Raw genomic sequence first — 20,507 nt, 5'->3', positions numbered from 1 at the left:
AATAATTATCTATATTATAACAAAAAGTGTCTGACAAAACCAGAGGATAACTGTAAAAGAAACTTGTATGTAGTTTCTTTATGTATGCTTTGAAAAAATATGCACACTAAATAAAACAAACATAGATTGGCAGATGAGGTCATTGACCTGATCGGGAAAGCCCAGGAGCCAGATGGTTACCTGAACACCTATTTTTCCATCAATGCTCCCACGAAGAAGTGGACCAACCTGGTGGAAGGCCACGAGCTGTACACAGCCGGACATATGATCGAGGCAGGAATCCCAATTATCTGCAGGCTGAGATCGCGGGAAGAGGACATCCGGAATTTTTTCCGGAGTTCGAGAGATACGATCTGGAATATTCACAGGCTCATAAGCCTCCTGTAGAACAGGACGAGGCAGTAGGACATGCAGTCCGAGAGATGTATATGTGTTCCGCAATGGCAGACCTTGCCGGGGAAAATGATGACCAGCAGCTTAAGGAGGCATGCCAGAGAATCTGGAACAACATGATAGACCGCAGGATGTACATCACAGGAGACCGGTACTTTTACGTAAATCCCCTTGAGGTGGTTCCGGAATTCTGTACAGAGCACACGTACATGGAACATGTGAAGCCGGTAAGACAGAAGTGGTTTGGAGTTGCCTGCTGTTCGCCAAATGTGGGAAGGACACTTGCTTCCCTGGGACAGTACATATACGCAGAGAATGACGAGGCAGTTTATATTAACCAGTTCATTTTTTGCCTATAGTCTGAACAGTATTGGTACATCGGTGCTGGTAGTGGAAATGGGCGTTGGCATGAGGATTACCCGTTCATATGGAGATCAGCTTGTAGACGGTACTTTTAATTTGATGAAAAAGCTTGGAATCTGGACAGGATCTGTACATCAGGTGCAGGTTCCCATTATTTCCCGAAACCCAAAGGATGTAAGCTATCTCAATGCAAAGGTCAGTGGGATTTTTATTCCTTCCGTTCAGCATGGGACAAAGCTGAAAAAAGGAGATCAGATCGGAAAAATCGTAGATCCTCTTACAGGAACAATCCGGGATCAGGTGACGGCACCTGTTGAAAGTAAAGTGTTTTTTATCCATAATGAGCCTCTGACTTATGCAAATACAGCGGTGATAAAGCTGGTACAGTGAAAGAAAAAGGAGATATAGCCAGAAAATGGTTACATCTCCTTTTGTAAATATTGTTATATTTTTATGGCGCTAATTTTTAAAAGAAAGCAGATTCTGCAAACTTTGTGGTAACCAACTGTTCGTAATCCACCCGCTTTTCCAATTCTCCGGCACCTTCCAGAATATCCTGCAGCAGTTCAAAGCTATCCTTCTCAAACACCAGATTTTCTTTCCAGGTGTCCTGCTCATAATAACGATTGACAATTGTGGTAAGAGTATCCATATCTGTTTCCGGGAATTGTGGGGAAATCACCTGCGCAATTTCCTCGGGAGAATGGTTTTGCACATAATCCATTCCCTTTTGAAGGGCATTGGTGAAACTCTGGATTACCTGTGGATTTTCATTCAGGAAACTGGTTTTGGCACTGTAAGAGGTATAAGGGACATAGCCGGAATCCACACCCAGAGAAGCCACTACATAACCTTTTCCTTCTTTTTCCAGGGCAGTTGCGGATGGCTCAAATTCAACAGTGAAATCTGCTGACATGTCACCAGTAAATGCAGCAGCAGTGGAACCAAAATCAATACTCTGGTCGATTTCCAGATCTATGGCCGGATCAATATAATGATTCTTTAAAATGTACTCAAATACCATTTCCGGCATACCACCTTTACGACCGCCAAGAACTCTCTTGTCTCTCAGATCATCCCATGTGAAATTCGGCATTTCTTTTCTTGCCACAAGGAAGTTTCCAGCTCTCTGGGTGAGCTGTGCGAAATTCACAATCGGATCAGTGGCACCTTCCTGATAAGCATAGATAGATGCCTCGGCCCCCATAAACCCAATATCAGCTTCACCGGAAATGACAGCAGTCATAGTCTTATCCGCACCAAATCCTGTGACAAGTGTCAGATCTATCCCTTCCTCTGCGAAATACCCTTCTTCAATTGCCACATACTGCGGTGCATAGAAAATCGAATGCGCCACTTCGTTTAAGGTAACCTTTGTAAGCTCTTCTTTTGATTCTACAGCCTTTGCAGCAAAGACTGTGGCTGGCAGTGCAGTTGCCGTAAGAACCACGGTTGCTGCCAGTGAAATCCATTTTTTATTCTTCATACAGAGACTCCTTTTTGACTTCTGCTGTTAGGATATGCAAAATATGGGAAAGATGTTCGTAGTATGCATATTGCAGAGTTAAAAAGGAGTGTCGAGAAAAGTTATTTATTTGCCTTTTCTGATAAAATTTGTAAATGGATTTTAATTTTCCTGATAGTTAAAAAATATGAAATGTATTTAACAACAATTCAATTGTGCTCATCTGTCAATTCTGCTATGCTTTAATCACAAAAGCTTTTGGAATTTTAACCGAATAAGCTGCGAAGCAGCATTCGGTTATGAGCAAGTAGCGAAGCGGATTGCGAATATCCGCTTGATTCAGGAGAAAAATATGATGAATATTGGAAATGTGATTAAAAAATATAGAAAAGAATTAGGTTACACGCAGGAAGAAATGGCAAATCGTCTGGGAGTAACCACTCCGGCGGTGAATAAGTGGGAAAATGGGAACTCCAATCCTGATATTGAATTGTTAGCTCCTATTGCAAGACTACTGCATATTTCCCTTGATATCCTGTTGTCTTTTCACGAAAATCTGACTGACCTTGAAATTGAAGAGCTGATCCACAAAATGGACAAAACGTTTTCTGAGGAAGGCTTTGAGAAGACCTATCAGTGGGCTGTAAATACCATAAAAGAATATCCAAACTGCAATCTGCTGATCTGGCAGATGGCGGTAATGCTTGATTCGCGCCGGATCATTGGTATGTGTGAGAATCCGGACAGGTACGATGAGCAGATCAATTCCTGGTACGAAATGGCGCTGAATGATAAAGATGAAAAAATTCAGCACCATGCAGCGGATTCCCTGTTCGGCTTCTATTTGCGTAAAAAGAATTATGAAATGGCAGAAAAATATTTAAACTATTTTTCCGATTATGATCCCATGAAAAAGGTGAAGCAGGGACAATTATATATGGAGCAGGGGAAAACAGAAGAGGCATTTGAGATGCTGGAAAAGGCTGTTTTTTCAGAGTATACCACTTTGAATATGGCTTTTGGAATCATGATCACTAAGGCTCTTGAGGGAAAAGACCATGGATACGCAAGGTTTCTGGCAGAGAAAATGTGTACATTAGCTTCAGGCTTTGATATGGGAAAATACAATGAATGTGCAGCAATGTTGAGTGTTGTGACCGCAGAGAACAATGTGGAGGGTACTTTCCTGGTTGCAAAGCAATTGCTGAATAATGTGGATACCATATGTGATTTTCAAAAATCCCAATTATACAAGCATATGAAATTCCGGGGAGTCGAAAATCCATATACGGAAGAAATGAAAAAAGAATTGCTGGAAGGCTTCAGAAACGCAGAAGAATTTGTTTATATGAAAGGATATGAACCCTGGGAAAAATTGTTATCAGGGAATTAAAATTGTCACTTTTCTCAAAATGGTTGTATATAAATAAAGAACGATGTATAGTATTTGCAAGGTTTTTCTTTTATTTCAAATCATGAGCATGCTCATGTGGTAAACAGAGTATAGAAAGAACACACTTCAGAAAGGGAGTTTTATTATGGAAAAAACAATTCGTGAATTAACTGGGGATTTATTAGCAGCACCATCCGCTTGTAAAGAGATCAAAGACGCAGCGCAAAATTATCTGGATGCTGTTGGAACAGAAAAAGAAGCAGATGCAGCCAAAGCATACGTTGCAGAGATGGAAGCGGATATTATGCCTATCGAGGGATTAATTTCCTTCGCTGAGTCTGATATGGGAGCTAAGGTTTTTGGTGCGGATGGTGTGAAAAATGTTTTGCTTCACGCAAAAGAGCGCAAAGCCGCAGGCGAAAAATACTGTGATTGTCCGGCATGTGCAGCATGCGAGGCACTGCTTGCGAAGAAAGATGAGATTTTAACCGAATAAACTGCGGAGCAGTTATTCGGTTATGAGCAAGTAGCGAAGCGGATTGCGAATATCCGCTTGACAATAAAGAAAAATCGGGAGCAGAACCTTACAGCATGTTCATGAGTGAGGGTGATTGGGGAAAATCCGGAAATCAAGTTCAGATACAGACATACGAGGAGTGACAACAATGGAAACAATCACAAGAGACGAGGCTTTTACATTATTAAAAAAATACAACAAGGATCCATTTCATATCCAGCATGCACTGACTGTGGAAGCGGTCATGAAATGGTACGCAAACGAACTGGGATATGGAGAGGATGCTGAATACTGGGGAATCGTAGGACTTCTTCACGATATTGATTTCGAGCTTTATCCGGAAGAGCATTGCCTGAAAGCACCGGAAATGCTCCGCGAGGCAGGTGTAGGAGAAGATGTGATACACAGTGTGGTATCTCACGGATATGGAATAACTGTAGGCTGCGGTGCAACAATCGACGTAGCACCGGAACAGGAGATGGAAAAAGTGCTCTTTGCAGCAGACGAACTTACCGGATTGATCTGGGCAGCAGCATTAATGCGTCCGTCCAAGAGTACTAAGGATATGGAACTGAAATCACTGAAGAAAAAGTACAAAAGCAAAGGCTTCGCAGCAGGCTGCTCCAGGGAAGTAATTGAGCGCGGTGCGCAGCAGCTTGGATGGGAGCTGGAAAAACTGCTGACCATGACACTACAGGCGATGGCAGCCAGTGAAGATACGATTAATGCGGAACTGGAAAATGCCTGAATACTTTTTGTAACCGAATGAATTGACTTGCAGTATATCAGTCAATTATGGTATACTGCATCATTTCATAATGCAATCTGCATCCTTCTGTAATGTCAAATGGCAGAAGCGCTCTTGCTACCAGCTTCAGTTCTTCTTCGGGAAGATCCGTCCTGCGCAGATGAGCGTAGTCGCCGTCAATAGATTCTACAATATAATCACAAATTAACATAGGAATTATCCCTCCGGTTTGTATTATTTATATGCTTATAGAATACCACAGAGAAAAACGTTTTTCAAACACCAATTCAGGTGCTATAATAGAATTCACAGGTGAAAAATTATCAGTGAATAGCAACAGGAAATGAGGTATCAAAAATGTCAGCATTAACAATCCCCCCGGAAGATGAAAAAAGAGTAAAAGGAATGGGATTTCTGAATAACAGAGGAACCGACCTGTTTTCAGCAAGAGTTCTCACGACAAATGGCAAAGTAACTGCAGCACAGCATCGCTGTATGGCAGACGCTGCAGAAAAATTTGGAAACGGTGAGCTTTTGTATACCACCAGATTGTCTGTGGAAATCCCGGGAATTCCCTACGATAAGATTGAAGAATTTCAGAAATTTATAGCGAAAGAAGGCCTGGTAACAGGTGGAACAGGGGCTAAGGTACGTCCTGTAGTGTCCTGCAAAGGAACTACATGCCAGTATGGACTTCTGGATTCCTATGCAGTATCAGAAGAAATTTACAGACGTTTTTATGAAGGCTACAGGGAGGTTGCACTTCCGCATAAATTTAAGATTGCTGTGGGTGGCTGTCCAAACAACTGTGTGAAACCAGACCTGAATGATGTAGGGATTATCGGACAGAGAATTCCAAACGTCAAGACAGATATATGCAAAGGCTGCAAGAAATGTGCCATTGAGGCTGCCTGTCCAAACAAAGTGGCAAAGGTAGTGGATGGAAAGATTCAGATTGACAAAAACATATGTAAAAACTGCGGACGCTGTGTTGGAAAATGTCCGTTCCACACCATAGAAGATGGTGTTTATGGTTATAAAATATACATAGGCGGACGCTGGGGCAAAAAAGTGTCTCAGGGAAAAGCTCTTGGCCGGATTTTTACATCCAAAGAAGAAGCTCTGGATGTAATTGAAAAGGCAATTCTTTTCTTCCGTGATAATGGAAGAAAGGGAGAACGTTTCGCGGAGACTATCGAGAGAATCGGTTTTGAAAATGTGGAGAAGCAGCTGTTGGAGCAGCTGTGAAAAGACGTTACCCGGGAGAGTCATTATAATTTGTGGAAATGCTCTGCAAAGATAAAATAGAATTTGGAGGAAATAAACACCTATGAATACAAGAGAACAAATCCATGCATTATCTGAGAAAATGCTTGAAAATCTTGGAAAGCTGGTTGCTATTGATTCCCAGCTTGGCACCCCGTCAGAGGGAAAACCCTTCGGAGAAGGACCGGCAGAGGCACTTGAAATCGGGCTTGAAATTGCCAGAGAGCTTGGTTTTAAAACAGTAAATCTTGATAACTACTGCGGTTACGCTGAAATGGGAGAAGGCGAGGAAATCGTAGGTATTGCAGGTCATCTTGATATTGTACCTGTAGGCGGTGACTGGACCTACGATCCATTTAAGCTGACAAGAGATGGCGACCATGTATACGGACGTGGAACTACAGATGACAAGGGGCCTGTAATTGAAGCACTCTATGCTATGAAGCTTCTGAAGGATTCCGGCGTGAAGCTGAACAAAAGAGTCCGCCTGATCATGGGATGTAACGAGGAAACCGGTTCCAAATGTATGGCGCATTATAATGAGGTCGAGGAAGAGTTATCCTGCGGCTTTACACCTGATGCAAATTTCCCATGTATTCATGGTGAAAAAGGTTATATGTCCATGATGGCATATTCTAAAAATACCAGAATTATCTCCATGAATGGCGGTTTTGTTTCTAATGCAGTATGCGATAACTGTACCACTGTGATTCCAGCAGAGGCTGGTCTTAAGGAGAAACTGGAGCAGATGCTTTCCGAGACAAAACTACAGGAATATAAAGTTACAGAAGCCGAAAATCAGATCACCATTTATGCAAAAGGCGTACCGGCCCATGCCAGCACACCGACACTTGGTATCAACGCTGCTGGTGTTACCATGGAATGTCTTGCAAAGGCAGGCTTCGAAGACGATTTTGTTAAATTTTATAATCAGCACATTGGAACAGCCTGTGATGGTTCCGGTGTTGGTCTTAAAATTTCCGATGAGTTTGGTGAGTTGACCTTCTGCAATGGAATCGTAAAAACAGAGAATGGTGTGATTTCCTGCACCATCGACATCCGTGTACCTGTAACCTTCAAAAAGGATGATATTCTGGAGCGTATAGAAGGTAACCTGGAAGATGAAAACGGCCGTATTGAGGTGGGGGAAATCGGTAATCCGTTGTTCTTCCCAAGAGAATCTCCGCTGGTAAATGCCCTGTACAAGGCTTATGTGGATGTGACAGGTGACAAGGAGAACAAACCAATGGTAATTGGCGGCGGAACCTATGCCAAATCTCTGAAAAATATTATTGCATTTGGTCCGGAAAAACTGGGTGTGGATTACCGTATTCACGGCGCAGATGAATTCATTCTGGTTTCTGAGATGGAAGAGGCTGTGGAAGTGTATATGGAAGCAATTAAGAATTTGCTGGCGATTTAACCGAATCCAATCAGTTTTAAATATAGAAATAAGCGAAGAAGTCCTCGAATGTTTCTGGCATCCGAGGGCTTTTTTACGTAATCAGGAAATTACTTTGTAATACCTCTTTTACACAAAATGTCAATATCTGTATCAGAAATGACAATACCCGAATCGTTTTTTTATTGGAGAATGGCTATACGGCTGTCTGTATTGCCAGTCCACTGGCCTGGTTCGGTACGTGTGCACTGCTGATTCTCTGCTATTTCAGGATGATGAAAGGCAGCGCACAGACCGCTTAATTTGTGGACTCCATATTGACTTGAAAAAACAGATATTTCTCGGTATTATTATTGGGAATATCTGTTTTTTTGTGAGAAAAACTGAAAAAGATATTTTTTATATGGTTATGTTCTTCGATGCTAGCTGTTTAGAGGAAAGGGGAGAAATTTAAAATGAATGAAATTATAAAAAGCTTATATGATAGAAAATCCATGCGCGTATACGAAGAAAAGTCCATTCCGCAGGAGATGAAGAAGGTCATCCTTGAAGCCGCAGCCCAGGCGCCTACAGCAGGCTGTCAGCAACTTTATACTATTTTGGACATCACAGATGAAGAATTGAAAAAGACTTTATCTGAGACCTGCGACCACCAGCCATTTATTGCGAAAGCACCTATGGTACTGGTATTCTGTGCTGACTGCAAGAAGTGGTATGATGCATATCTGGAAGCTGGCTGTGAGCCAAGAAAACCAGGTATAGGAGACCTTATGCTTGCGGTGACAGACACGGCAATTGCCGCACAAAATGCAGTTGTGGCAGCTGAGAGTTTTGGTATCGGTTCCTGCTATATTGGTGATATTATGGAAAATTATGAAGAACAAAGAAGACTTCTGAACCTGCCTGATTATGTTTTTCCAGCTGTTATGCTGGTATTTGGCTGGCCCACTCAGCAGCAGAGGAATCGTCCTAAACCACAGAGATGTGCACAGGAGCATATTGTCCATGAGGACACCTACCGCAGTATGGACGGCACTGAACTTCGCGAAATGTTGAGCCACCAATACAAAAATTCCACCTTTGAAGACTGGTGCAAAGCCTTCTGCAAAAGAAAATATAATTCCGATTTTTCAAAAGAGATGACACGGTCAGTGGGGGAATATCTGAAGCAGTTTGAGTGAATATTGCTGTTTTTAGAATTGCTTATATCAGGGAAAAGGAGAACAACAGGATGTTCAGAATTGGAATAGCAGAGGATGATCCCTCGTTCCAGAAGACAATTTCCGAATATATTGAACGTTACAAAAAAGAAAAAAATGTAGATATCCAGGCGTCTTTTTTTCAAGATGGAAGTGAATTGGTATTTAAATATGAGCCCATATATGATGTTCTTTTACTGGACATTGAAATGCCAAAAATGAATGGTATGGATGCTTTAATGTATTAAATATTCTGCTCAGCCTGTTCTGCATTATTTATTACAGTATCAACGCAAACCGTGTAAATGAGTTTAATAAAGCTGTTGATCTTTATCTTGTACTGGCCATTATGTGCTGTGGGATTTACGTATTTGCAGATCATGTGATTGCGGATATTTTCAATCTGATTGCAGTTGTGTTTATTACACTTTCCATTACCAATCTGGAAACAGTTGGGATGTTTTCTAATATGTTTAAGGGATGGTTTTGTATTAGGGCTTATGGTGGAACCGCGGGAGAACTATATTATTCGTTCCAACCGGGAAAGCGGTTTTGGACGCTACGATATTATGCTGATTCCGCATCTTCAAAGGAAAGGCAGCCTGCCGGCTGTGGTTCTGGAATTCAAGGTTTATAATGAAAAAAAGGGAAAAAATCTTGAGGATACTGTAAAAGCGGCATTGCAGCAGATTGAAGAAAAGCAATACGATGCGGAGCTTATAGGACTTGGCTTTGAAAAAGAAGAGATTCATCATTACGGATTTGCATTTAAAGGAAAAGAAGTACTCATAGGAGCATAACTACGCGGGAATGGCTGAGAACTCTATTAGATAATAAGAACCGACAGATGCTATGAAAATATCACCTGTCGGTTCTTTTACTATTTGTTAGTAGTTCTTAACAGACTGTGTTCGCAAATATACTGGAACACAAAATAAAAAATAATTCCCTTTGAAAAGGTGGAAAGTGTCAGTGCCCACCAGATTCCATTCAGTCCCAGTGCAGTGTTTGACAGAACCAGTGCAAGAGGAATTCGTATAACAGTCAGGCCAACGCTGATCAGACTGCAAAGCTGTGTACGTCCAAGACCAGACAGGGCGCCCACAGTCATCATTTCCACGCTGAGAAAAATTTCGGAAAATCCGATGATCCGCAGGTAATCAACGGAAAACCGGATAACCTCCTCCTCGTGGAAAAAGAGCACAGAAATCTGTCGTGGAAAAAATACAAAGGCAATAGTGATCAGTGCAGCCCAGCATACCAGAAGCCGAATGGAAATATGGTATCCTGACTTGATTCGGTCTTTTTTTCCTGCTCCGTAGTTCTGTCCCATGAAAGCATTCAGGGCAGAGCCAAAACCGTCAGCCGTGTTCCAGGAAAGAGACTCAATCTGTCCGCCTACACGCTGTACGGCAATCGCTCCGTCCCCGAATCCAGAAACCATTCGGGTGAGTATCATGGAGATGATACAGTAAAGGCTTCCCTGAAGTGCAGTGGGGGTTCCAATGCGAAAGACTCCTTTTAAACAGGCAATATCCGGTCGTGAAAGCAGACGGATTTTGTGTAGTACATTGGCTTCACCGTGGTCACGGAGAATTTCTGCAACAAGGATTAACAGAACTACAATCTGTGCTGTAACAGTTGCCACTGCAGCTCCTACAACTTCTAATCTGGGAAATGGTCCTATCCCAAGAACAAGAAGCGGATCAAGGATCATATTCAGTATCAGGCCAAAGAAGTTTGCTTTCAGCGGTGTTTTGGAATCGCCCTGGGCTGTAAAAAGGCCTGTCAGCACCTGGGAAAGGAAGGAAAACAGGATCAGTCCGCAGGTGATCCGCATATAAATTCTGGCACTGTTGTAAGTTTCTGTATCATTTAATGCAAAGAACTGCAGCAGCGGATTCGTAAATAACATACTGATCAATGTAACAAATAGAGAGAATAGTATGGTAAGCTGCAGGGCCGCCTGTGCAAAGCCTGCGGCAGTCTTCTGATCTCCTCTTCCAAGGGAATGCGCCATGTTTACCTGTCCTCCCATTCTTGCCAGGGAAGAAAGTCCCTGGGAGAGCCATACGTACATACCTCCCACACCGACACCAGCCACTGCCTTGGAGCCCAGCATTCCAATCCATGCCATGTCCGTGATGTTATAGGCGGTAGAGAGAAAGGAAGAAGCCATGATTGGCAGTGCAAGTTCAGACAAAGTCCGTAAAATAGGACCGGAGGTGAGGTTTAATTGTTTCTTTTTCATTTTATTTCTCCTGAAAATGGTAAAGTATCATTATTATAACATAGAAAACGCAATAGAACTACTAATGTGAAAAAAATATGAAATTATGTTCCATACCTTGACTTTAATAAAAATGAATGTTATATTACAAATAGAACAAAAAGAAAAGCTATTTCCCGGGGCTGTTCGGGAGATGGATAACAGCATTCCCCGGAAGAGATTCCGGGGAATTTATTTAGCAATATGAGGAGTCAGAGGTGACCAATATGGGAACAAAGAGAGATTATTATGAAGTGCTGGGAATTAACCGCAGTGCAGATAAAGAGGCTATAAAAAAAGCCTATCGTAAGATGGCGAAGAAATATCATCCGGATTCAAACGAGGGAAATCCGGATGCTGAGGAGAAGTTTAAAGAAGTTACAGAAGCGTATAATGTGCTCAGTGACCCTGAGAAGAAAAAACTCTATGATCAGTTCGGTCATGCAGCATTTGAGGAAGGCGCTGGCAGTGCCGGATATGGCACAGGCGGCTTTAATGGAAAAGGCGGCTTTGACGGCTCTGGATTCGGTGGCTTTGGCGGTTTTGGAAATGGTCATAGAGGTGCTTACAGAAGTCCAGATGGCAGCTATCAGGAATTTCATTTTGAAGGCGGTGACATGGACGATATTTTGAAGAATCTGTTTGGCGGAGGTTTTGGAGGAAGCAATTCTGGAAAGACTGGCTCCGCACACGGATTTGGAGGAAGTGGCTTTGGCGGCTTTGGTGGCACAGGTTATGGAGATGACTTCGGAAGAAGCTACAATAGCGGCTTCGGTGGCAGCCGACAGCAGAAAGGCCAGGATCTGAATGCTGAAATTTCTATCAGCTTTAACGAAGCCGTATTCGGCTGCGATAAGCTGATCAATCTTTCAGAAGCTGACGGCAGAGGCAAACAGACACTGAAGGTTCATATCCCTGCCGGAATTGATAATGGCAAGAGCATCCGCCTGAGAGGTAAAGGCAACCCAGGCTACGGCGGCGCTCAGGCAGGAGATCTTCTCCTGAAAGTTCACGTAGGCGAGCGCCCTGGCTTTGAACGAAAAGGCACCGATGTTTACACCACCGTAAATGTGCCGTTTATCACAGCCGCTCTTGGCGGTGAGGCAAAAGTCCAGACCCTGAATGGTCAGGTGCTGTGTCGTATTCCGGAAGGCACACAGTCTGGCAGTAAGATTCGTCTGAAAGGAAAAGGTATCCAGATGATGGGAAAAACCGGAGTCTACGGTGATCTGTATGTAACTGTCCAGGTTCAGGTACCGAGAAATTTAAGTGAGGAATCCAGACGGAAACTTCGTGAATTTGATACAAGTACCAGAATGGCTGGTGAGAGAGGAAGTCGAACAGCATAAAGGCATCATATAGCTTACATGTATAAAGCCTGGTTTATGAAATCTAAGCGGAATGCATGTAGGCTTTTTTTATATCTTGACAATAATCCGAAATCGGACTATAATAATAAAAAGTCCGATTCCGGATTATTTGAACGGCTATATTACGAAATCGAGAATGTGGAAAGGAAAATAAAACGTATATGGCAGAGATGACTTTCAGAGATTTCCTACGGGATGTAAATAATATTTATAAAAAGAACTGTGCAGTGTATTATAAACTGGCTTCTCATTATGGCCTTACAGAGACGATGTTCGATATTTTATATTTTGTCCGGGAAAATGAGGATTGCACGACTCAGGCACAGATCTGTAATAATCTATACCTTCGGAAACAGACGGTAAATACTGCACTGAAAAAACTGGAAAAAGAAGACTATATTTACCTGGAAAAGAATGCTGGAAACCGAAAGAATAAAACCATTCATTTTACAGAAAAAGGAAATGAGCTGGTCAGAAATACGGTGGATCATGTTTTCGAAGTGGAGAGAAGAGCCTTTGAAAGGCTTTCTGAGGAAGAAAAAAAGGGAGTCCTTTATTATGGACTGAAGCATGTGAATGTGCTGGAAGAAGAGACGGATCAGTTCCTGGCAGAAGAGAATGTCTTGACTGAGTAGAAAGAAAGTGTATTAAAAAAATTAAGGAGAAGTACTATATTTATGCAGATCAGACTATCCGATCATTTTACCTACAAACGCCTGCTGCGTTTTACCTTACCTTCGGTGGTTACTATGATAATCGCCTCAGTCTACAGTGTAGTGGACGGTTTATTTGTATCCAATCTGGTAGGTGCAATGGCACTTTCAGCCATAAATATTGCCTTTCCGGTGACTATGATCATTGGTTCAGTTGGTTTTATGCTTGGCACCGGTGGCAGTGCGCTTGTGGCGAAGACCCTGGGCGAAGGCAAAAAGGACCTGGCGAACCAATATTTTTCCATGCTGATTTACAGTATGATCATAATCGGTGGAATCCTGACTGCGCTGTCACTTGTTTTTGTTCGTCCAATCATGCGGTTTGCAGGAGCCAGCGATCTTCTTATGGAGGACTGTGTCATTTATGGGGCAATTCTTCTGGCTGGCAGTGTCCCATTTATGCTGCAGGTCAGTTTTCAGAATTTCTTTGTTGTCAATGAGAAGCCTACTCTGGGACTGCTACTTTCCATTGCTTCTGGTGTGACAAATATGGCATTGGATTATGTGTTTATAGCAGTGCTGAAAATGGGTGTCGCAGGAGCGGCACTGGCAACAATTATGGGATATGTAGTTGGCGGGGGAATTCCACTTATTTATTTTGCAAAAAAGAGAAAACATGGTCTTCAGCTTGTGAAGACAAAGTTTTATGGGAAACAGCTTCTTCAGGCTGCATCCAATGGATCTTCGGAACTGATGAGTAATATTTCTGCGTCTTTAATTGGCATTTTATACAACATTCGGTTGATGGAAGTAATCGGGGAAAGTGGAGTGGCAGCTTATTCCGTTATGATGTATGTGGACTTTGCATTTCTGGCAGCTTTCCTTGGATTTTCCTCCGGAAGCGCACCTGTTGTCAGCTACCAGTATGGCGCGGAAAATTATGCTGAACTGAAAAGTGTTTTCCGTAAAAGTGTTACGATCATTGGATTTACTTCCATTGCAATGGTGACTGTTTCAGAGGTGGTGAGTTATCCTCTATCTTCTGTTTTTGTAGGATATGATAAGGAACTGCTGGACATGACCGTTCATGGATTCCGTATTTTTTCAGTGGGATATCTGTTCAGTGGAATTAATATTTATGCTTCTTCCTTTTTTACTGCGCTGTGTAACGGACCACTTTCCGCATTTTTATCTTTCACAAGAACACTGCTTTTCCGGGGTGGAATGGTTATTTTGCTTCCGATGTTTTTGGGGCTGGATGGAATCTGGGGAGCAATTATAGTGGCAGAAGGACTGGGACTTATCTGCTCAGTGTCCTGTCTTGCTAGAAACAAAAAGAAATATCATTATTAGAAAAAAATACCATGTTTCTTGAAAAAGTGATATTGATTTTAGTACATGGATTGTGACATGATATAAACACGTATGTTAAAACGTAATGAGTGTAACAATATGTGTTGATGTTTGAGTTCTGTGGACAGGGAGGAAAAAATGGGTAATCAGAGAGAATGCGGTGTATTGCTTCCAATCAGCAGTCTGCCGTCGAAATACGGAATTGGTTGTTTTTCAAAAAGTGCCTATGAATTTGTTGATCAGTTAAAGGCAGCAGGACAGGGATGCTGGCAGATTTTGCCTCTTGGCCCTACCAGCTATGGGGATTCACCATATCAGTCCTTTTCAACCTTTGCAGGAAATCCTTATTTTATCAGTCTGGAAGACTTGATTGAGGAAGGGGTTCTTACTAAGAAAGAGTGTGATGCTGTAGATTTTGGTTCCAGAGAAGATGATGTTGATTATGAGAAAATTTACAAAGGACGTTACAAACTTCTTCGTAAAGCCTATGAGAGAAGCGAGATTTCCAAAAATCCTGATTTTGTAAGATTTCAGCAGGAACAGGCGCACTGGCTTGGAGATTACGCTCTTTTTATGGCGGTTAAAGATCGGTTCGGAGGAATTCCCTGGACAGAATGGGCTGAGGACATCCGTCTTCGCTGGAATAATGCACTGGATTATTACAGAAAAGAACTGTATTTTGAAATTGAATTTCAGGAGTATATGCAGTTCAAATTCTATGAGCAGTGGGCGAAGCTGAAAGCTTATGCAAACAAAAGGGGAATCCGTATTATCGGAGATATTCCGATCTATGTTGCCATGGACAGTGCTGATACCTGGGCAAATTCAGGACTGTTTAAGCTGGATGAAAATAACGAGCCTACCCAGGTGGCCGGATGTCCGCCAGATGGATTTTCTGCAACAGGACAGCTTTGGGGAAATCCTCTGTACAGATGGGATGTGCATAGGAATACAGGTTTCGAGTGGTGGATCAAGCGTCTGGCACATTGCTTTAATATGTATGATGTTGTCCGTATAGATCATTTCCGCGGATTTGATGAGTATTACGCAATTCCTTATGGGGACAAAGATGCAAAACGTGGCTGGTGGGAAAAAGGTCCTGGCATGGATCTTTTCCGTACCGTTTCCTATCGGTTGGGACACAAGGACATTATTGCAGAGGATCTTGGCTTTATGACAGATTCTGTAAAGCGTCTTGTGGAAGAGAGCGGTTATCCGAATATGAAGGTAATCGAATTTGCTTTTGATGAACGTGATACAGGAAATGCCAGTGATTATCTGCCTCATAATTATAATAACAATTGTGTGGTTTATACCGGAACTCACGATAATGAGACTCTTCTTGGATGGTTTGCTGATATCACTCCGGAAGAGCGGCATATGGTTCGGGAATATCTGTGGAATTTCCATGATGATGAGAAAGGCATCTGCCGGAATATGATCCGTCTTGTTATGGGAAGCGTGGCTGGAAGATGTATCATTCCGATTCAGGATTATCTTCTGTTAGATAATAAAGCCCGGATTAATCAGCCGTCCACACTTGGAAAGAACTGGAAATGGCGTCTGAAGGAAGGACAGTTTAGCAAGGAATTGCAGAAGGAAATGCTGATTCTGGCAACCAGATTCGGAAGAAGAAACTGGACACTGGATCCGGAAGAAGAGAAATAGTTGCATAAAGAGTGGGAGAAGAGTAAGATTGAGGGCAAGGGTATTTGCCCTCAATTTTGCATATACGGAGGAAACAAAGGTGGAAATTGAGAGAAAGTTTCTTGTAAAAAAGGAAGACCTTCCCAAAAATCTGGAACAGTATCCGAGCAAAGTGATTGAGCAGGGATATTTGTGCACAGAACCGGTTGTGCGGATCCGCAAGTCCAATGACAAGTATTATCTGACCTATAAATCAAAAGGACTTCTGGCACGGGAGGAATATAACCTGCCGTTGACCAAAGATGCCTATGAGCATCTGAAGCCAAAAGCAGACGGAATCGTGATCTCCAAGATCCGCTACGTGATTCCTGAGAAGGATGGTCTGTCCATTGAATTGGATGTATTTAAAGCTCCCTATGAAGGCCTTTTTCTGGCAGAAGTGGAGTTCCCGTCAGAAGAAGTTGCACGGTCTTATCAGCCTCCCAAGTGGTTTGGGGAGGATGTGACCTATTCCACAGAGTATCATAATAGTACTTTGAGTAAGGGCGCAAAAAAACAATAAATTCCAGCAGATCTTTACCCAACTTGCACGAGAGGAGAAAAACATGAAAATCGGATTTATCGGATGTGGAAATATGGGTTCTGCAATGATCGGCGGAATCCTGAAAAAGGGTATATTTGAGAAAAATGAGATTATTGTTTCAAATCTTACAGAAGAGGGAAGCCGAAAAAGCAGGGAAAAGCTTGGGGTTGTCACCACTCTTGATAACTGTGAGATTGTGAAAAATGCAAATATTGTTATATTAGCTGTGAAACCTCAGTTTTACGAAGAAGTAATTAATGAGGTAAAAGATTACCTGACACCAGAGCATATGATCGTAGGCATTGCCCCTGGCAAAACACTTGCATGGCTGGAAGAAAAATGCGGCCTTCCTTTGAAAGTGGTACGTCTTATGCCGAATACACCAGCTCAGGTGGGCGAGGGGATGACTGGTGCATGCGTCAACGAACGTGTTACCATGGAAGATCTGGATCAGATCCTTACCATCACAAACAGTTTCGGACGTACAGAAGTAGTTCCAGAGAGAATGATGGATGCAGTAGGTGCAGTCAGCGGATGCTCCCCAGCTTATGTGTTTATGTTTATTGAAGCAATGGCAGACGCAGCAGTAGCCCAGGGAATGCCAAGAAAGCAGGCGTATCAGTTTGCAGCACAGTCTGTGCTTGGAAGTGCTAAAATGGTTCTGGAGACCGGCATGCATCCTGGTGAACTGAAAGATATGGTATGCTCTCCGGCTGGAACAACTATCGAGGGCGTCCGCATTCTGGAACAAAATGGCTTCCGTAGTGCAGTGTTTGAAGCACTGCAGGGCGCTGCTGATAAGGGCAGAAAAATGTAAATGTTGTTATTAAAATGACTATAAAGTACGTTATGATCAATGATTTTGTTATTAATTTAATGAAGAAACTATAATGGCTTGGAATGTGAAAAACACTTTATAGTAGAAATATGTAGGATACAACGTGATAAATGTTAATTGAAAATGAATTAGGAGGTTTCACCATGAGTAAAAAAGTATACATTTTCCTCGCTGACGGTTTCGAAGACATCGAAGGTTTAACTGTAGTTGATCTTATGAGAAGAGCTGGGATCACCATCACAACGGTTTCTATTAAAAACACCAAACAGATCACCACATCCCACGGCATCACCATGCTAACCGATACCACCTTCCATGAGACAGACTTCTCTGACGCGGATATGCTGGTGCTTCCAGGCGGACAGCCAGGAACTACCCATCTTGGCGCATTTGGGCCGCTGACCGGTCTGGTTAAAAACTTTTATAATAATGGCGGTAAGATCGCTGCCATCTGCGCGGCTCCTACTGTCTTTGCAGAAATCGGACTTTTACATGGAAAGAAGGCAACTGCATACCCGGCTTGCATGGAGGGACTTGGAGACGCTTTGAAATCCGAAGAGAACGTTGTAATTGACGGAAATATCACCACCAGCCGGGGCCTTGGAACAGCAGTAGACTTTGCCCTTTCCCTGATCTCCCAGCTTCTTGGACAGGAAAAAGCAGACCAGATTGCAGAATCCGTAGTTTATAAGTAGGAAATATTATAAAAAACCCTAATTTTTTAGGAATAACAAGGAAAACCATAAAAAACACTGGCGTTTTTAATTTGGTTGTGCTATACTTCTACAATGACTGTAATAATAGGGGGAAACCCTGCGCATTTATAACCGCAGAAGGATCGCAGTGACAGGAACCTGTTTCGGACTTTCCGGTTATCATCTGCGGTATCATTATTAAGAAATGGACAATGTCAATGCATTGGACCTGACATTTTACCTGAGAATATTAAGGAGGAACACGAAAATGAGTTTACAGGTGGAGAAATTAGAGAAAAACATGGCGAAACTTACCATCGAAGTTTCCGCTGAAGATTTAGACAAGGCAATGGAGAAAGCTTATCAGAAACAGAAAAGCAGAATCAGCCTTCCAGGATTCCGTAAAGGAAAAGCTCCTAGAAAAATGATCGAGAGCATGTATGGCAAGGGCGTATTCATGGAAGACGCTGTTAACTCTCTCGTACCACAGGAGTACACAAAAGCACTGGGCGAGTGCGATCTTGAGATCGTTTCCCAGCCAGAGATCAATGTTACACAGATGGAGCCAGGAAAAGCTCTTATCTTCACAGCAGATGTAGCTGTGAAACCAGAGGTTACTCTTGGAGATTACAAGGGAGTAGAGGTTCCGAAGTCTGAGATTGTTGTAACAGACGAGGAAGTTGACGCTGAGATCAGAAAAGAGCAGGAGAAGAACGCAAGAACAGTTGCAGTTGAGGATCGTGCAGCAGCAAACGGCGATATTACAACAATCGATTTCGAGGGATTTGTTGACGGTGTTGCATTTGACGGCGGTAAAGGATCTGACTACGCACTGACACTTGGTTCCGGTACATTTATTCCAGGATTCGAGGATCAGCTTGTTGGAGCAAACGCTGGTGACCACGTAGAAGTTAAGGTTACTTTCCCAGAGGAATATCAGGCAAAAGAGCTTGCAGGCAAAGAAGCTGTATTCCAGTGTGATGTTAAGAAGATTGAGACCAAAGAGGTTCCGGAGCTTGACGACGAGTTCGCGAAAGACGTATCTGAGTTTGATACTCTTGCTGAGTATAAAGAAGACGTTAAGAAGAACCTGACAGAGAAGAAAGAAAAAGAAGCAAGAACTGCAAAAGAAAATGCAGCAGTAGATAAAGCAATCGAAAATGCACAGATGGATATTCCGGAGCTTATGACTAAGACAGAGTGCCGTCAGATGATGGACGATTTCTCCAGAAGAATGCAGCAGCAGGGATTATCTATGGAGCAGTACTTCCAGTTCACAGGCCAGAGCATGGACAAGATGATGGAAGACATGAAGCCACAGGCACTTAAGAGAATCCAGACAAGACTGGTTCTTGAGAAAGTTGCTGAGGCTGAGAACATCCAGCCATCCGAAGAAGAGATCACAGAAGAGATCCAGAAGATGGCAGACGCTTACAAGATGGAAGCTGACAAGATCAGAGAAGCTATCGGTGAGAGCGGACTTGAGCAGATGAAGAAAGATATGGCTGTTCAGAAGGCTGTTACTGTTATCGCTGACGCAGCTGTTGAAGTTGAGAAAGCAGCAGACGCTGAGTAATTTGTAAGCAGATACCGGCACATCCCAAGATGGGGTAAATTTATTTCGTTATTTAAGCGTCCTCCTGGCACTGCATAATGCACGCCAGGGCGCTTACCTGATAAGAAAAGAGGGAATATATGAGTTTAGTGCCTTATGTCATTGAGCAGACAAGCAGAGGGGAGAGAAGCTACGACATCTATTCAAGGCTTCTGAAGGACAGAATTATTTTCCTGGGAGAGGAAGTAAACGATGTAAGTGCCAGCCTGGTAGTTGCAGAGCTGCTTTTTCTGGAAGCAGAAGATCCTGGAAAGGATATCCAGCTTTATATCAACAGCCCGGGTGGTTCCGTGACAGCTGGTATGGCAATCTATGATACCATGCAGTATATCAAGTGCGACGTTTCCACTATCTGTCTGGGAATGGCTGCCAGCATGGGAGCGTTCCTTCTTGCTGGTGGTACAAAGGGTAAGAGATTTGCACTGCCGAATTCTACGATCATGATCCATCAGCCATCTGGCGGAGCCCAGGGACAGGCTACAGAGATCCAGATCGTGGCAGATCACATTGCCAAGACAAAGAGAACATTAAATGAAATTCTGGCTGCAAACACCGGACAGCCTCTTGAGGTTGTAGAGAAGGATACAGACCGCGACAATTACATGTCTGCAGAAGAAGCGTTAGCTTATGGTCTGATCGATGGTGTTGTAACCCACAAATAGGAAAACCTGTAACTGGATAACCGAGTGTACCCTGATGAAGATATAGTATATTTGTGTATTTCCAGTATAAATTTTC

At 42.8% G+C, this 20,507-nt stretch carries 23 protein-coding genes; 20 read left to right on the top strand and 3 right to left on the bottom strand.

Translation table 11 applies throughout. The annotated features are described in order from the left end of the window. The first annotated feature begins 126 nt into the window (after nucleotides 1–126). Genes LIQ05_RS06870 through LIQ05_RS06860 form a run of 3 tightly spaced genes read left to right on the top strand, consistent with a single transcriptional unit; the run spans nucleotide 127 to nucleotide 1,146 of the window. Entirely contained in the window at nucleotides 127–387 is a 261-nt protein-coding gene (locus tag LIQ05_RS06870) for a beta-L-arabinofuranosidase domain-containing protein (RefSeq protein ID WP_226819614.1), read from the top strand. Further along, nucleotides 291–752 (top strand): beta-L-arabinofuranosidase domain-containing protein, encoded by a 462-nt coding sequence (locus LIQ05_RS06865; RefSeq protein ID WP_226819746.1) that lies wholly within the window; start codon nucleotides 291–293, stop codon nucleotides 750–752. The genes LIQ05_RS06870 and LIQ05_RS06865 overlap by 97 nt, the downstream gene beginning before the upstream one ends. A 37-nt stretch (nucleotides 753–789) precedes the next feature. Next, complete coding sequence (locus tag LIQ05_RS06860; protein WP_226819613.1) at nucleotides 790–1,146, top strand: succinylglutamate desuccinylase/aspartoacylase family protein; 357 nt, start codon at nucleotides 790–792, stop codon at nucleotides 1,144–1,146. A gap of 76 nt (nucleotides 1,147–1,222) precedes the next feature. Here LIQ05_RS06860 and LIQ05_RS06855 read toward each other — a convergent pair whose 3' ends face one another. After that, nucleotides 1,223–2,242: an ABC transporter substrate-binding protein gene (locus tag LIQ05_RS06855; protein WP_226819612.1), complete on the bottom strand. Its 1,020-nt coding sequence runs from the start codon at nucleotides 2,240–2,242 to the stop codon at nucleotides 1,223–1,225. A gap of 331 nt (nucleotides 2,243–2,573) precedes the next feature. Here LIQ05_RS06855 and LIQ05_RS06850 point away from each other — a divergent pair, with 331 nt between their 5' ends. The 3 genes from LIQ05_RS06850 (at nucleotide 2,574) to LIQ05_RS06840 (ending at nucleotide 4,879) form a co-directional block, all read left to right on the top strand. After that, the gene (locus LIQ05_RS06850) at nucleotides 2,574–3,614 is read left to right on the top strand and encodes a helix-turn-helix domain-containing protein (protein WP_226819611.1); all 1,041 of its coding nucleotides are present in this window, start codon (nucleotides 2,574–2,576) and stop codon (nucleotides 3,612–3,614) included. A gap of 145 nt (nucleotides 3,615–3,759) precedes the next feature. Beyond that, nucleotides 3,760–4,110: a molecular chaperone Hsp90 gene (locus tag LIQ05_RS06845; RefSeq protein ID WP_226819610.1), complete on the top strand. Its 351-nt coding sequence runs from the start codon at nucleotides 3,760–3,762 to the stop codon at nucleotides 4,108–4,110. Between the two features lie 169 nt (nucleotides 4,111–4,279). Next, nucleotides 4,280–4,879, top strand: a complete 600-nt coding sequence (locus tag LIQ05_RS06840) for an HDIG domain-containing metalloprotein (RefSeq protein ID WP_226819609.1) — start codon at nucleotides 4,280–4,282, stop codon at nucleotides 4,877–4,879. Between the two features lie 37 nt (nucleotides 4,880–4,916). Here LIQ05_RS06840 and LIQ05_RS06835 read toward each other — a convergent pair whose 3' ends face one another. Next, complete coding sequence (locus tag LIQ05_RS06835; RefSeq protein WP_173719358.1) at nucleotides 4,917–5,090, bottom strand: chorismate--pyruvate lyase; 174 nt, start codon at nucleotides 5,088–5,090, stop codon at nucleotides 4,917–4,919. A gap of 146 nt (nucleotides 5,091–5,236) precedes the next feature. On the opposite strand from LIQ05_RS06835, the gene LIQ05_RS06830 reads away from it, so the two are divergent. The 5 genes from LIQ05_RS06830 (at nucleotide 5,237) to LIQ05_RS06810 (ending at nucleotide 9,546) form a co-directional block, all read left to right on the top strand. After that, entirely contained in the window at nucleotides 5,237–6,127 is an 891-nt protein-coding gene (locus LIQ05_RS06830; RefSeq protein WP_226819608.1) for a 4Fe-4S binding protein, read from the top strand. An 82-nt stretch (nucleotides 6,128–6,209) separates the two neighbouring features. Continuing rightward, complete coding sequence (locus LIQ05_RS06825; protein ID WP_226819607.1) at nucleotides 6,210–7,568, top strand: M20 family metallopeptidase; 1,359 nt, start codon at nucleotides 6,210–6,212, stop codon at nucleotides 7,566–7,568. A gap of 434 nt (nucleotides 7,569–8,002) precedes the next feature. Continuing rightward, a complete protein-coding gene (locus LIQ05_RS06820; RefSeq protein WP_226819606.1) occupies nucleotides 8,003–8,728 on the top strand; it encodes a nitroreductase family protein in 726 nt (241 codons plus the stop codon). A 50-nt stretch (nucleotides 8,729–8,778) separates the two neighbouring features. Continuing rightward, nucleotides 8,779–8,994, top strand: coding sequence for a response regulator (locus tag LIQ05_RS06815; RefSeq protein ID WP_226819605.1), 216 nt, complete (start codon nucleotides 8,779–8,781; stop codon nucleotides 8,992–8,994). 252 nt (nucleotides 8,995–9,246) lie between these two features. Beyond that, complete coding sequence (locus tag LIQ05_RS06810; protein ID WP_318289503.1) at nucleotides 9,247–9,546, top strand: PD-(D/E)XK nuclease domain-containing protein; 300 nt, start codon at nucleotides 9,247–9,249, stop codon at nucleotides 9,544–9,546. 80 nt (nucleotides 9,547–9,626) lie between these two features. Here LIQ05_RS06810 and LIQ05_RS06805 read toward each other — a convergent pair whose 3' ends face one another. Beyond that, nucleotides 9,627–10,997 (bottom strand): MATE family efflux transporter, encoded by a 1,371-nt coding sequence (locus tag LIQ05_RS06805; protein WP_226819604.1) that lies wholly within the window; start codon nucleotides 10,995–10,997, stop codon nucleotides 9,627–9,629. A gap of 245 nt (nucleotides 10,998–11,242) precedes the next feature. Between LIQ05_RS06805 and LIQ05_RS06800 the strand changes: the two genes are divergently transcribed. From LIQ05_RS06800 to clpP, 9 genes are all read left to right on the top strand, one after another. Continuing rightward, the gene (locus LIQ05_RS06800; protein ID WP_226819603.1) at nucleotides 11,243–12,364 is read left to right on the top strand and encodes a DnaJ C-terminal domain-containing protein; all 1,122 of its coding nucleotides are present in this window, start codon (nucleotides 11,243–11,245) and stop codon (nucleotides 12,362–12,364) included. A 182-nt stretch (nucleotides 12,365–12,546) separates the two neighbouring features. After that, a complete protein-coding gene (locus LIQ05_RS06795) occupies nucleotides 12,547–13,020 on the top strand; it encodes a MarR family winged helix-turn-helix transcriptional regulator (RefSeq protein WP_226819602.1) in 474 nt (157 codons plus the stop codon). Nucleotides 13,021–13,062: 42 nt separating this feature from the next. Beyond that, nucleotides 13,063–14,391, top strand: coding sequence for an MATE family efflux transporter (locus LIQ05_RS06790; RefSeq protein WP_226819601.1), 1,329 nt, complete (start codon nucleotides 13,063–13,065; stop codon nucleotides 14,389–14,391). Between the two features lie 138 nt (nucleotides 14,392–14,529). Then, nucleotides 14,530–16,059, top strand: a complete 1,530-nt coding sequence (gene malQ / locus LIQ05_RS06785) for a 4-alpha-glucanotransferase (RefSeq protein ID WP_226819600.1) — start codon at nucleotides 14,530–14,532, stop codon at nucleotides 16,057–16,059. A 79-nt stretch (nucleotides 16,060–16,138) separates the two neighbouring features. Further along, entirely contained in the window at nucleotides 16,139–16,600 is a 462-nt protein-coding gene (locus tag LIQ05_RS06780) for a CYTH domain-containing protein (RefSeq protein ID WP_226819599.1), read from the top strand. Nucleotides 16,601–16,643: 43 nt separating this feature from the next. Further along, entirely contained in the window at nucleotides 16,644–17,438 is a 795-nt protein-coding gene (gene proC, locus LIQ05_RS06775; protein ID WP_226819598.1) for a pyrroline-5-carboxylate reductase, read from the top strand. Nucleotides 17,439–17,602: 164 nt separating this feature from the next. Beyond that, nucleotides 17,603–18,154: a DJ-1 family glyoxalase III gene (locus tag LIQ05_RS06770; RefSeq protein WP_226819597.1), complete on the top strand. Its 552-nt coding sequence runs from the start codon at nucleotides 17,603–17,605 to the stop codon at nucleotides 18,152–18,154. Between the two features lie 268 nt (nucleotides 18,155–18,422). Beyond that, the gene (tig, locus tag LIQ05_RS06765) at nucleotides 18,423–19,730 is read left to right on the top strand and encodes a trigger factor (RefSeq protein WP_226819596.1); all 1,308 of its coding nucleotides are present in this window, start codon (nucleotides 18,423–18,425) and stop codon (nucleotides 19,728–19,730) included. Between the two features lie 119 nt (nucleotides 19,731–19,849). Next, on the top strand, nucleotides 19,850–20,431 hold the full coding sequence (gene clpP / locus LIQ05_RS06760) for an ATP-dependent Clp endopeptidase proteolytic subunit ClpP (protein ID WP_118582708.1): 582 nt from the start codon (nucleotides 19,850–19,852) through the stop codon (nucleotides 20,429–20,431). The last annotated feature ends 76 nt before the right edge of the window (nucleotides 20,432–20,507 follow it).

Origin of the sequence: Blautia glucerasea, assembly GCF_020537505.1 — a bacterium.
In the GTDB taxonomy this organism is placed as follows: domain Bacteria; phylum Bacillota; class Clostridia; order Lachnospirales; family Lachnospiraceae; genus Blautia_A.
The sequence above is the reverse complement of the archived record's forward strand: the minus strand, read 5'-3'. Positions and strand labels throughout refer to the sequence as shown.